Genomic DNA, 12,427 nt, shown 5'->3' with positions numbered 1-12,427 from the left:
ATGCGGGGGTAGGGGACGGAGGTGGGTCCGATTCACTCGCCCGGTACACGCCCGTTCGCGTGGCCTCCACCGCGACACCGGAGGACGGAGGCGGCGGAGGCACAGGCTCCGGCGCGCGGCGCGAAGGCTCCGCCGCAGCGGAGGACTCCGACGCGCGGTAGCCGTCCCGCCGGCCCGAGGGCTTCTCATCCCCGAACGGGTCCTCCTCGCGGCTGTTGCGCTTGCGCGTGGGCTGCGCATCCCCGTCGCCGAACGGGTCCTCCTCGCGAGTCAGCTTCTTTCCCTTCCGCCGCTTCGGCGGATCCGCCACCACCCCGGCGGGCAGCCCCTTCAGCGACGAGTGCCGGTCCGCACACAGGCCCACGTTCTCCTGACACTCGGCCAGACAGTGGGTGAGCTGCTTGATGGTGCGCCCGCTGCCTCCGTATTGGATGGAGCAGTCCTCCTTGCAGGTCGCGTAGTCCTCCTGGCAGCCAGAAGGGACGGCGGCCGCGGCGGGGCCGGCGGCGAGGGTCAGGCCAAGAATCAGAAGGGCTCGCATGGCGATTACGAAAACTACCAGTCTTCTGGGGTTCCGGCGCGAGGGGGGCGCGTTATGGTCCCCTGGCGCGATGGTCGCGCCACGAGGAGGCACATGGCTGTCAGGGTGGGCATCATCGGGAGCCCCGGGTTGGCCCAGGCACTGGGCATCCCCGGCAAGGGCGAGTCCCACATCTTGGAGACGCCCTTCGGTCCTCACGCGGGCCCCATCGTCACCACCGAGCTCGACGGCGTCTCCGTCGCCTACGTCGCCCGCCACGGCACCGGCCACGTCTACAACGCCACCCGCGCGCCCTACCGCGCCAACATGTACGCGCTGAAGGTCCTGGGCGTCACCCACGTCCTCGCCACCGGCACCGTGGGCAGCCTGCGTGAGCACATCCATCCGCTCCACCTCGCCCTGCCGGACCAGGTCATCGACCGCACCTACCGCCGTCCCTGCACCTTCTACGACGACGTCGCCGTCCACGTGGACCTGGGCAACCCCTTCTGCGGCACCCTGCGTCAGGTGCTGGAGCACGCCAGGGACCCGCTGGGGCCGACCGTGCACGCCGAGGCCACCTACGTCTGCATCGAAGGCCCGTCCCTCAGCACCCGCGCGGAGAGCATGCTCTACCGCACCTGGGGCGGGGACCTGGTGGGAATGACGGGCATGCCCGAGGCCCGGCTCGCCCGGGAGGCGGAGCTCCACTACGCGATGGTGGCCCTGCCCACCGACTACGATTCGTGGCAGCCGCGCGCGCCGGGGCAGGAGCATGACGACCTGCTGGCGCAGGTCTCCCACAACCGGAAGGCCGTCACCGCCAGCGGCGCCGCGCTCATCCGCCGCGCGCTGCCTCGCATCGGTGAAGCCCGCGCCATCTGCCGCTGCGACACCGCGCTGGCCCTGGCCATCGGCACCGAGCGCAGCCGCATCCCCGACGAGGTGCGCGGCCGCCTCCGTCCACTGCTGGGCAGATACCTCCCGCCCAACGTCGCCTGACGACACCGCACCAGGTCATTCGACCGGGCCACACGCCGTGCGCCCGCCTGGCCGTCTGCTGCCAAAGCGCGCTTCCGTTTTCACCTTCTGAGCCCCGGTACGACTCGGAGCGAGGAGGCGAGCATGCGGTTGCCCAGACTCAAGCACCTGTCCTGGCGCGAGTTCAGCCGGCGCTTCGTGAGGGAGTTCCAGGAGGACAGCGTCACCGACATCGCGGCGCAACTGTCGTACTACCTGCTGTTCTCGCTGTTCCCCTTCCTCTTCTTCCTCGTCACGCTGGTGGCGTACCTGCCGTTCGCCCCGGGCGCGGTGGACGCGATGTTGGACCGCATCCGTCCACTGGTGCCGGGGGACGCGATGGGCCTCATCACCGGCCACCTGCAGTCCCTGGTCAACCAGCCCCAGCCCAAGCTGCTGACGGCCGGTCTGGTCATCACGCTGTGGTCCGCGTCGCGCGGCGTGAATGCGCTGCGCACCGCGCTCAACCTGGCCTACGACGTCTCTGAATCCCGGCCCCTCTGGAAGACGCAGGGCCTGGCGATGCTGGTGACGCTGCTGGGCTCGCTGCTCATCCCGCTGTCCTTCGCCGCGTTCCTGCTCGGTGGGCGGCTGGGGCTGTGGCTGGCGGGCAAGCTGCAACTCGTGGACGCCTTCCACCTCGTGTGGTCCTGGTTGCGCTGGCCCTTCACCGCGTCACTGGTGATGCTGGTGCTGGCGCTCTGCTACTACCTGCTGCCCGACGTGAAGCAGCGCTTCAAGTACATCACCCCCGGCTCCGTCCTGGGCACGGGCCTGTGGCTGACGAGCACCTGGGGCTTCACGCAGTACGTGGAGCACTTCGGCAAGTACAACGTCACCTACGGCTCCATCGGTGGCGTGATGGTGCTGCTGCTGTGGCTCTACCTCTCCGGGCTCATCTTCATCGTCGGAGGTGAAGTCAACGCCATCCTCGAGCACGCCTCGGTGGAGGGGAAGTCGAAGGGCGCCCGCGGCTTCGGGGAGCCCGCGCCGCTGGAGCCGCCCCTGAAGACGCCTGGCGCGGCCAAGAGCGCCAGCAGTGCCATGCGGTCGAAGCTGGCGCGCTTCCGATGGCGGCGCCGTGTGGCCCGGGGGCAGGAGCCCGAGCCGACCGTGGAGGAGCAGGACCCTCGCTCCTCCACGCTGCACTGAGGGCTGGGGCGCTACTTGCCGCCCAGGGCCTGCTTGATGGCGGGAAGCCCACCCGGGCCGTTGTTGCTGCCCCGCAGGTTCTTCTGCGAGATGATCTTCTGGATGTTCACGATGCGATCCCTGTTGGTGGGGTGCGTGCTCAGCCACTTCATCAGCGCGGGCGTGTCGCCCTGCTCCTTCTGGAGCTTCTCGAAGAAGGTGATGAGGCCCCGCGGGTCATAGCCCGCCCCGGAGGCGTAGCGGGCGCCGTACTCGTCGGCTTCAATCTCCTCGCCGCGGCCGTGCGCCAGCAGCGTGCCGCCGCTCACCAGCGACGCGGCGATCTGCGCCACCGTGCCCGGGTTTTGCCCCAGCGCCGCCTGGGTGATGGCCTGCAGGCCCATCTGGTTGACCATGGCGCGCGCGGAGTGACGGCCCACGACGTGGCCCGCCTCGTGCGCCATGACGCCGGCCAGCTCCGCCTCCGTGTCCGCGGCCAGGATGAGGCCCGTGTAGACGTACAGGTAGCCGCCGGGCGTGGCGAACGCGTTGACCGTCTTCGGGTCGTCGATGACGTTGATCTTCCACTTCACCCCGGGCCGGTCCTTGGAGGCCTGGTTCAGGATGCTGGTGGAGATGCCGCGCACATAGTCGACGACGGCCGCGTTCTGCACGTATTTGATCTTCTCCTTCGTCTCCAGCTCCGCCTTGACCTGCTTGCCGAGCTGCTCCTCCTGCTCGTCGGAGATGAGGGTGCGGGCCACGGCCTTCTCGGCGGAGATGCGCTGCTTGGTGCAGCCCGTCGACAGGCCCAATGCCAGGGTGACTCCCAGTACCGCCACGAGGATGCGCTGCATGACGAGTGCTGCCTTTCTTTCCAGAGGTCTACGCCGCGTCGCTCCGCGGGAGGCGCGACGCTGGCCCACATCGGCACCTGCCTTCAAGGGCTACGTGGTGCAAGCATCCGGGCATCCGGCTTTCGCGCCGCCACCACCCCCGTGTTCACTGCCCGGCAGGTAGGCGGTGCGTGGGGACGCCCGCCGGTGTATGTGCCCCGCAGGATGCCAGAGCTACCCGAAGTCGAAATCGCGCGGCGCAACCTGGTGCGCTGGTTCAGCGACCGGCGCATCGTGCGCGCCGAGTCGGAGAACACCCGCATCTTCCGAGGCGCCGAGCGCCAGCAGTTCGACGCACTCACGGGCCGGTTGGAGTCGCTGGTCCGCCGGGGCAAGTACCTGCTCTTCGCTTTCGAGGGCGGTAAGGGGCTGATGGGGCACCTGGGGATGACGGGCAAGTTCGTCCGCCGCACCGAGGGGCAGGTGGCGCCCTACAGCCGCGCCCGGTTCCATCTGGACGACGGCCATGTCATCCACTTCTCCGATCCACGAATGTTCGGCCGCCTGGAGCCGGCGCCCGCCGCGCGCCTGCGGGAGCTGGACGCGGTGCGAATCCTGGGGAGGGATCCGCTGGCGGATGGCCTCACCGCGGGGCAGCTCCAGCAGGCCGTGGGCTCCTCCCGGAAGGAGCTGAAGGTGGCGCTGATGGACCAGGAGCGCATCTCTGGCCTGGGCAACATCCACGCCGCCGAGGCGCTCTTCCGCGCGGGCCTTCACCCCTCGCGCCAGCCCGGCTCCCTGACGCCGGACGAGTGGAAACGCCTGGTCCAGGCCATCCGCGCCACCATCGACTTCGGCCTCAAGGAGCAGGAGGGGGAGGAGCCGGTGTACCTGGAGGAGGGGCGCTCGGAGAATCCATTCCAGGTGTACGGCCGCGCGGGGAGCCCATGCTCCCAGTGTGGCACCCGGGTCGAGTCCTTCACCCAGGGAGGCCGTACCACCCACTTCTGTCCCCGGTGCCAGCCGGAGGACGGACGCCGAAGTGAGGCGGGGGCGCCGGCCGTTGACGGCGCGAAGGCCCGCCCTGGTAAGCGTTGACACCCCTTGGTCCCGTCGCTTGAATCGCCCGCCTTTCAGACCCGGCCGCCCCAGGTGGCCCTGGAGATCGTTGCCCATGTCTCACGCCCTGCTGGCGGCGCTACTCGTCGCTTCGTCCACGGCCACCGCTCAGACGCCGGTGCCGGAGGGTAGCCCGCCCGCGCCCGCGCCCGCGGAAGCCGCCCCCGCGGAGTCTGTTCCCGCGGAGACCGCGCCTGTGTCCTCCACTCGTGAGGGCGTCAGCCGTGACGACCTGGAAGCGCTGAAGGAGGAGCTTCGCGAGGAGATTCGCGCCGAGGCCGCCAAGCAGTCCATTGGCGCCACGGACGAGTGGGCCGAGGAGTTCCCGGAGGAGAAGCGCAAGCTCGAGGTCTTCACGCTCGACGGCTACTTCCGCGTCCGCCCCACGCTCTTCTACAAGTTCGACCTGGGCAAGGCGCCCGGCCGGGAGCTCTTCCCGCGCTCGCCTCGCAGCGCGCAGGAGAACACCCAGTCCTTCGCCACCATGCGCGTGCGCCTGGCGCCCACCTTCAACATCTCCGAGCAGGTGGCGTTGAAGATGGAGGTCCTCGGCCTGGACAACTTCATCATGGGCGCCATGCCGGACACGCTGCTGCCCGGCAACACGCGCAACATCTTCGGCATCTTCTCCGAGAGCCAGGACCCGCTGGCGGACGCGCTCCAGGACTCCATCAAGCTGCGCCGCGCCTACGGTGAGGTGAAGACGCCGGTGGGCATCCTGCGCTTCGGCCGCATGGGCAGCCAGTGGGGCCTGGGCATGCTGCGCAACGACGGCACCTGCTTCGACTGCGACTTCGGCGACACCGTGGACCGCGTCCAGTTCGTCACCAACCCCTTCGAGGGCTGGTACGTGACGCCGATGCTGGACTTCAACTCGGAGGGCGTCACCGACACGCGTGGCACCGTGGGCGAGCCCATCGACCTGACCCAGTCCGATGACGCGCACAGTTGGGTGATTGCCATCGCGCGCCGGGACACCGACCAGGTCATCCGCTCCAAGCTGGACAACAACCAGGGCGTGCTCCAGTACGGCCTGCACTTCACCTACCGCACCCAGAAGTGGGAGTACGACGGCTCCACCACGAATGGCCAGAACACCGGCTTCATCCCGCGGGACGCGACGCTGTTCGTGCCGGACCTGTGGCTGAAGTACGAGGAGAAGAACTGGCGGCTGGAGTTCGAGGCCGCCGCCCAGTTGGGGCGCATCGGCAACCGCGCGCTGGACGTGGGCGCCATCAACGACCCCACGCTCAACCAGAGCCTCACCGTGGCCCAGTTCGGCGGCGTGGCGCAGGGTGAGTTGCGGCTGCTGGACCAGAAGCTGTCGCTGAACATGGAGCTGGGCTTCGCCTCCGGCGACAAGGCGTATGGCTTCGGCAACCAGCCGGGCCGCCCGGGTTCGGGCGCCAACGGCCAGACGGCGCCGGGTGACTTCGAGGGCCCGCAGTACGACTGCGGCACGGGCGGCTGCAGGGACAACGCCATCCGCAACTTCCGCTTCAACCGCGACTACCGCATCGACCTCATCCTGTGGCGCGAGCTGCTGGTCGGGGTGACGGACGCGTTCTATGTCCGCCCCTCGGCGAAGTACACCATCACCGAGGGCTTCGACATCTACGGCCGCGTCATCTACTCGCAGGCCATGTACGCGCAGTCCACGCCGTCCACCACGCGCAAGGCGCTGGGCCTGGAGGTCAACGTGGGCGCGGACTACAAGACGGAGGACGGGTTCATCGCCGGCATCGCGTACGGCATCCTGTTCCCGATGAGCGGCTTGCAGGAGTTCGACGCGACGCTGCGCAACGACCTGGACACGCCGCAGACCATCCGCGCGTGGCTGGGGATGCAGTTCTAGTCATGTGCAAGGTCCTCGCGCGGCTGTGCGTGGCCGCCAGCGTGTCACTGATGCTGGCGGCGTGTGGCATCAAGGGGCCCCCGCGGCCACCCGGGCCTCCACCAGCGCCCGCGACGCAGACGCAGTCGCCGCCCCCTGAGTCGGAGCGAGGGCCCCTGGAGCCGTCGGGGCCCACCCTGTCTCCCACGCCGGAGACCGGGGTGGAGACGCCGCTGTCACCGACGGAGTCCGAGGACGCGGGAGTCCCGTGAATCACTTCGCTTACCACAAGGGCGTGCTCCACGCGGAGGATGTGCCGCTGGCGGCCATCGCCGAGTCCGTGGGCACGCCCACCTACGTGTACTCCACCGCCACGCTCACCCGGCACATCCGGGTGGTGACGGAGGCCTTCGGAGACCGGCCGCACCTCATCTGTTACTCGGTGAAGGCCAACTCGAACCTGGCCATCCTCCGGCTCATCGCCGAGCGGGGCGGCGGGTTCGACATCGTCTCCGGCGGCGAGCTGGCCCGGGTGCGGCATGTGGGCGGGGACGCCGGGAAGACGGTGTTCGCTGGCGTGGGAAAGACGCAGGAGGAGATGGAGGCGGCGCTGGCCGCGGGCATCCTCCTCTTCAACGTGGAGAGCGCCGAGGAGCTGGAGGCGCTGGACGCCGTGGGCCGCCGCCTGGGGCGCCGCGCGCCATTCGCCCTGCGCGTGAATCCGGACGTGGATGCGCGCACGCACCGTTACATCTCCACCGGCCTGAAGACGTCGAAGTTCGGAGTGCCGTTCGAGGAGGCGGTGGCCCTCTACGCGCGCGCGAAGAAGATGAAGGGCCTGCTGGCCGCCGGGTTGGATTGCCACATCGGCTCGCAGCTCACCCAGACGGCGCCCATTCGCGCGGCCTTGTCCAAGGTGGCGGGCCTGTATTCCGCGCTCAAGGAAAAGGGCCATCCGCTGGCGTACCTGGACGTGGGCGGCGGGCTGGGCATCACCTATCTGGACGAGACGCCGCCGTCTCCGGAGGAGTACGCCCGCACCGTGCTGGCCGCGGCGGGTGCCACCGGGGCCACGCTCATCCTGGAGCCGGGCCGGGCGCTGGTGGGCAACGCGGGCGTGTTGCTCACGCGCGTGCTGTACCGGAAGAAGACGCCAGCGCGGCACTTCGTGGTGGTGGACGCGGGCATGAATGACTTGCTGCGCCCCGCGCTCTACGAGGCGCACCACGGCCTTCAGCCCCTGGTGAAGCGGCGGGGCAAGGCGGTGGAGGTAGACGTGGTGGGGCCGGTGTGTGAATCCACCGACGTGCTGGCGAAGGCACGGCCCCTGGTGCTTCCGCAAGCAGGCGAGTTGTTCGCTTTCATGAGCGCGGGCGCGTACGGCATGAGTATGTCGTCCACTTATAACTCCCGGCCACGCCCGGCCGAGGTGCTGGTGGACGGTGCGGCGTGGCGCGTGGTCCGGGAGCGGGAGCGCGTCGAGGATCTCTGGCGCGGTGAGCGGGCCTGAACGTATAAGCGCCGGCATGAAGACCTTCGAAGGCTCCATGACGGCGCTGGCCACTCCGTTTCGCAACGGAGCGCTCGATGAGCCCGCATACCGGGCGCTGGTCCGCCAGCAGATTGAAGGGGGCACCAGCGTGCTGGTCCCCATGGGCACCACCGGCGAGGCCGTGACGATGACGGCCGACGAGCGGGCCCGTGCGGTGAAGGTGGTGGTGGAGGAGGCGAAGGGCCGCGTGACGGTGGTGGGCGGCGCCGGCTCCAACAGCACCGCGGAGACCATCGACGGCGTGCGCCGCGTGCGCGACGCGGGCGCGGACGGCACGCTCATCGTCACGCCCTACTACAACAAGCCCACGCAGGAGGGCTTGCTGGAGCACTACCGCGCGGTGGCCAAGGCGCACCCGGGCTTCCCCATCATCGCCTACAACGTGCCGGGCCGGACGGGCGTGGACCTGCTGCCCGACACCGTGCTGCGGCTGTGTGACATCCCCGAGGTGGTGGCGCTCAAGGAGGCCACTGGCAGCATGCCTCGGGCCATCGACATCCTGGAGAAGTGCGGCGACCGGATGACGCTCTTGTCCGGTGACGACTTCACCGTGCTGCCCTTCATCGCTTGCGGCGGCAAGGGCGTCATCTCCGTGTCGTCCAACGTGGCGCCGCGGATGATGGCGGACCTGGTGGCGGCGGCGCGCGCGGGGAATATCGCGGTGGCGCGCGACCTCCAGGTGCGGATGAACGAGTTGCACCGCCTGCTCTTCATCGAATCCAACCCCACGCCCGTGAAGTGGGGATTGCACGTGATGGGATTGTTCGGGCCCGAAGTGCGGTTGCCCCTGGTGCAGATGACCGAGCCCAACGCCGCGAAGCTTCGCGACACCCTGCGCCAGCTGGGCCTGCTCACGGGCTGAGCGTTCCCTCATCCCGCCGTTACCTGGAGCGCGGCAGACATGATTCGCACCGTCATCACCGGCATCACCGGCCGCATGGGCAGCACGTTGCTTCGCCTGGCGCTCGACTCGGGAGACCTGCGGGTGGTGGGAGGCACGGCGCGGCCGGGCAGTGCCTCGGTGGGCCAGGACGCCGGGGTGGCGACGCGGCTGGGCCCGGTGGACGTGACGGTGGTGGACAGCCTGGAGCGCGCGCTGGACGCCGCGCAGGCGGACGTCGTCATCGACTTCACCAGCGCGGAGCTGAGCGTGGCGCACGCGAAGGTGTGTGCCGCGCGCGGCGTGGCCCTGGTGGTGGGCTCCACCGGCTTCACGCCGGAGGCGTCCGCGGCGCTGGCGGAGAGCGCGAAGGCGGTGCCCATCGTCGCCGCGCCGAACATGTCGGTGGGCGTCAACCTGGTCATCCGCATGGCGGCGGAGCTGGCGCGGGTGCTGGGGCCGGGCTTCGACGTGGAGGTGCTGGAGGCGCACCACCGCATGAAGAAGGACGCGCCCAGCGGCACCGCGCTGCGGCTGGCGGAAGTGCTGACGGAGGCCCTGGGGCGCACCCAGGAGGACCTCACCTTCGCGAGGCATGGGCAGATTGGCGCGCGGCCCGCGCGCGAGATTGGTGTGCAGACGCTGCGGGGCGGCGACGTGGTGGGCGAGCACACCGTGTACTTCCTGGGTGAGGGCGAGCGCATCGAGCTCACGCACCGCGCCACCAACCGAGACCAGTTCGCTGCTGGCGCGCTGAGGGCCGCGCGCTGGGTGGCGGGGCGCGCGCCTGGTCTCCATGACATGGCCGACGTGCTCGGCTTCCAGAGGACTTCATGACGACCGCGCGCTACTGCCGCTTCCTGCATGAGGGCCGTGCGCACCACGGCCGGGTGGAAGGCTCCGAGGTGGTGGTCCTCACCGCCGCGCCCTGGGCTGGCGCGAAGGAGACGGGCATCCACCGCTCGCTGTCCTCGCTGACGCTGCTGGTGCCGTCGGACGCGTCCAAGGTCGTGTGTATCGGCCAGAACTACCGCAAGCACGCGGAGGAGATGGGCAAGCCGGTGCCGCCCGAGCCGCTCATCTTCACCAAGCCCTCCACGGCGCTCAATGGCACGGGCTCGCCCATCCGCATCCCCAAGGCGAGCCAGGAAGTCCACTACGAGGCGGAGCTGGCGCTCGTCATCGGCGAGAAGCTGAAGAACGCCGACGAGTCCACCGCGGCGCGCGCCATCTGGGGCCTCACCTGCTTCAACGACGTGACGGCGCGCGACGTCCAGCGCCGCGAGATTCAGCACACCCGCGCCAAGGGCTACGACACCTTCGCGTGCGCGGGGCCGTGGGCGGTGACGGGCCTGTCTCCCGCCGACCTCCGCATTGTGTGCCGGGTGAACGGGCAGGTGCGCCAGGACAGCCGCACATCCGACATGATTTTCAGTCCCGCGCGCCTGGTGTCGTTCATCTCCCACATCATGACGCTGCTGCCTGGGGACATCGTCAGCACCGGGACGCCGTCGGGTGTGGGGAAGCTGTCGGCCGGGGACACGGTGGAGGTGGAGCTGGAGGGAATCGGAACCCTGGTGAACCCTGTTGAGATGGAGCCGTGAGCGACACCGTCTACGTCGGGTTGGGTTCCAACGAGGGCGAGCGCGAGAATCACCTCGTCGCCGCCCTGTCCGCGCTGTCCCGCATCGACGCGGTGGCGGTGCTCCACTGCTCCTCGCTTTTCGACAGCGCCCCCGTGGGGCCGCCGCAGCCGCGCTTCCTCAACGCGGTGGTGGCCCTGGAGTGTGGCCTGCCGCCGCAGCGGCTGCTCTGCATCCTTCAGCAGATTGAGAAGGACCTGGGCCGCACCCGGGAGGTGCGCTGGGGCCCGCGCACCATCGACCTGGACATCCTCTTCTGGGAGGGACAGGTGGTGGCCGACCCCACACTCCAGGTGCCCCACCTGGAGCTGCACAAGCGCCGCTTCGCCCTGGAGCCGCTCGTTGAACTGGCGCCCCACCTGCGTCATCCGGTACTGGGGATGTCGGTGAAGGAGCTCCTCGGGAAACTCGCCCCGCAGGATGTCCGCAGGAGCGAGGCCACGTGGTGGCCGGAAGCGAGCTACTCGAGCAACGACACATGAACCTGTCCCTTGCCCTGGCCACCGCGGCGCTGCTGACCGCCCAGCCCTCGACGCTGCCTCCCGGCCACCCGGTCATCCCTCCGGGGACCACGGCCTCTCCCGCCACCTCTGGCATGCCGGAGGGCCACCCGCCGACGGAGGGCGCGGCTCCCAGCATCAGCCCGGAGCAACTGCCCCCAGGCCACCCGCCCATGTCGGGCACGGGCCGGGCGCCGCCGTCCGCGGAGGAGCTGCTGCGCCAGCTCGACTCCACGGAGGGGCTGGCGGACCGTGAGAAGACCTTCGAAATCGCCGCGTCGCTGGGCCGCCTGTACTACGTGAATGGCCGCAACGCGGAGGCCAGCACCTACCTTCAGCAGGCCCTGGCGCGCGCCCAGCCCACGCGGGAGCTGTTCCTGGCGCAGCGCAAGAAGCTGGGCAAGGCCACGGTGCCCACCGCGGAGGCGGCGGGCTGCGGCTTCACCCCGAACATGCCGGTGGAGGACATGGGCGCCGCCGCGCAGGCGCGCGCGAAGAAGGGTGACACCGCGGGCGCGGCGGCCTGCGCGCGCGCGGCGCTGGCGCCGGTGCTGGACGTGGCGGTGATGCAGGCCAATGCGCTCTACCTGTCCAACGACAGCGGCAAGGCGCTGGTGGCCTACGACGCCGTGCTGGAGGTGGAGCCCCTGCATGAGGAGGCCCTCTACGCGCGCGCGGCGCTGCTCTTCGAGACGAAGGGCGACGACGTGGCGGCGCTGAAGAAGGCGGGCGAGGGCTTCGAGGCGGTCGCGACCACGTACCCCGATTCGTTCCGCGCGCCCATGGCGAAGCGGATGGTGGCGCTGGTGGAGGAGACGGTGAAAGCGGGGGGCCGCAAGCAGCTGCTCGCCTCGCGCGCGGAGGACCGCCGCATCCGCCTGTCGCAGGCGCCCGCTGCCGCCGCGCCGGATGCGCCGCGGCCGCTGTCGCAGGAGATGGTGGACGCGGTGAAGGGCACCGAGCGCACGCCGGAGCTGGAGCAGGGCCTGGCGAAGCTGGTGGACGAGGGCGAGGAACTCCTGGCGAAGGGCCAGTACCAGGAAGCGCTCGCCAACTACACGCGCGTGGTTCCCTTCCAGCCGGAGAACGGGCGCGCGAAGGCGGGCATGGCCTGGGCCCTGGTGTCCCTGGAGCGTCCCATGGCGGTGCGCGTGTGGGGCGTGGCCGTGCAGACCGACCCGCTCTCCGTGGAGACGCTGGGCGACACGCTCAAGGCCAAGGGCGACGACAAGGGCGCGAAGGCGCTCTGGGAGAAGCTCGCCACCGACGCGCCGGATTACCCCAACAAGGCGAGCCTCCAGGCGAAGCTGGGCAAGTAGCGCCCGCGCGCTAGAAGTGCTTCGCGGCCGGCGGGTCCTGCGCGTTCAGCAGGACCGCGCGGCGGCCCTCCGC

The 12,427-nt window shown here is 70.0% G+C and carries 13 protein-coding genes; 11 read left to right on the top strand and 2 right to left on the bottom strand.

Going from position 1 to position 12,427, the window contains the following annotated elements:
- Positions 1 to 541: hypothetical protein (locus tag FMQ63_RS27365; protein ID WP_141276779.1), on the bottom strand; the 541-nt coding region annotated here is incomplete at its 3' end.
- A gap of 93 nt (positions 542 to 634) precedes the next feature.
- Here FMQ63_RS27365 and FMQ63_RS27360 point away from each other — a divergent pair.
- On the top strand, positions 635 to 1,522 hold the full coding sequence (locus FMQ63_RS27360; RefSeq protein WP_011555886.1) for an MTAP family purine nucleoside phosphorylase: 888 nt from the start codon (positions 635 to 637) through the stop codon (positions 1,520 to 1,522).
- Positions 1,523 to 1,645: 123 nt separating this feature from the next.
- Entirely contained in the window at positions 1,646 to 2,692 is a 1,047-nt protein-coding gene (locus FMQ63_RS27355; RefSeq protein WP_011555885.1) for a YihY/virulence factor BrkB family protein, read from the top strand.
- Positions 2,693 to 2,703: 11 nt separating this feature from the next.
- On the opposite strand, the gene FMQ63_RS27350 is transcribed toward FMQ63_RS27355, so the two are convergent.
- Positions 2,704 to 3,528: a M48 family metallopeptidase gene (locus FMQ63_RS27350; RefSeq protein ID WP_011555884.1), complete on the bottom strand. Its 825-nt coding sequence runs from the start codon at positions 3,526 to 3,528 to the stop codon at positions 2,704 to 2,706.
- 204 nt (positions 3,529 to 3,732) lie between these two features.
- On the opposite strand from FMQ63_RS27350, the gene mutM reads away from it, so the two are divergent.
- From mutM to FMQ63_RS27305, 9 genes are all read left to right on the top strand, one after another.
- Positions 3,733 to 4,605 (top strand): bifunctional DNA-formamidopyrimidine glycosylase/DNA-(apurinic or apyrimidinic site) lyase, encoded by an 873-nt coding sequence (gene mutM, locus FMQ63_RS27345; protein ID WP_011555883.1) that lies wholly within the window; start codon positions 3,733 to 3,735, stop codon positions 4,603 to 4,605.
- A gap of 76 nt (positions 4,606 to 4,681) precedes the next feature.
- A complete protein-coding gene (locus FMQ63_RS27340) occupies positions 4,682 to 6,481 on the top strand; it encodes a TIGR04551 family protein (protein ID WP_026114251.1) in 1,800 nt (599 codons plus the stop codon).
- Between the two features lie 2 nt (positions 6,482 to 6,483).
- Positions 6,484 to 6,732, top strand: a complete 249-nt coding sequence (locus FMQ63_RS27335) for a lipoprotein (protein WP_216608986.1) — start codon at positions 6,484 to 6,486, stop codon at positions 6,730 to 6,732.
- On the top strand, positions 6,729 to 7,970 hold the full coding sequence (gene lysA, locus FMQ63_RS27330; RefSeq protein ID WP_011555880.1) for a diaminopimelate decarboxylase: 1,242 nt from the start codon (positions 6,729 to 6,731) through the stop codon (positions 7,968 to 7,970). Before FMQ63_RS27335 ends, lysA begins: the two co-directional genes overlap by 4 nt.
- A 16-nt stretch (positions 7,971 to 7,986) precedes the next feature.
- Complete coding sequence (gene dapA, locus FMQ63_RS27325) at positions 7,987 to 8,874, top strand: 4-hydroxy-tetrahydrodipicolinate synthase (RefSeq protein WP_011555879.1); 888 nt, start codon at positions 7,987 to 7,989, stop codon at positions 8,872 to 8,874.
- A gap of 39 nt (positions 8,875 to 8,913) precedes the next feature.
- Positions 8,914 to 9,729, top strand: a complete 816-nt coding sequence (gene dapB / locus FMQ63_RS27320) for a 4-hydroxy-tetrahydrodipicolinate reductase (protein ID WP_011555878.1) — start codon at positions 8,914 to 8,916, stop codon at positions 9,727 to 9,729.
- On the top strand, positions 9,726 to 10,496 hold the full coding sequence (locus FMQ63_RS27315; RefSeq protein WP_011555877.1) for a fumarylacetoacetate hydrolase family protein: 771 nt from the start codon (positions 9,726 to 9,728) through the stop codon (positions 10,494 to 10,496). The genes dapB and FMQ63_RS27315 overlap by 4 nt, the downstream gene beginning before the upstream one ends.
- Positions 10,493 to 11,017: a 2-amino-4-hydroxy-6-hydroxymethyldihydropteridine diphosphokinase gene (gene folK, locus FMQ63_RS27310; RefSeq protein ID WP_011555876.1), complete on the top strand. Its 525-nt coding sequence runs from the start codon at positions 10,493 to 10,495 to the stop codon at positions 11,015 to 11,017. Before FMQ63_RS27315 ends, folK begins: the two co-directional genes overlap by 4 nt.
- Positions 11,014 to 12,354, top strand: a complete 1,341-nt coding sequence (locus FMQ63_RS27305; protein WP_011555875.1) for a lipopolysaccharide assembly protein LapB — start codon at positions 11,014 to 11,016, stop codon at positions 12,352 to 12,354. Before folK ends, FMQ63_RS27305 begins: the two co-directional genes overlap by 4 nt.
- The last annotated feature ends 73 nt before the right edge of the window (positions 12,355 to 12,427 follow it).

This window comes from Myxococcus sp. CA005, assembly GCF_006518205.1.
Lineage (GTDB): Bacteria > Myxococcota > Myxococcia > Myxococcales > Myxococcaceae > Myxococcus > Myxococcus xanthus.
Note: the sequence above shows the minus strand (reverse complement) of the source record. Positions and strands in the feature narration are given on the sequence as shown.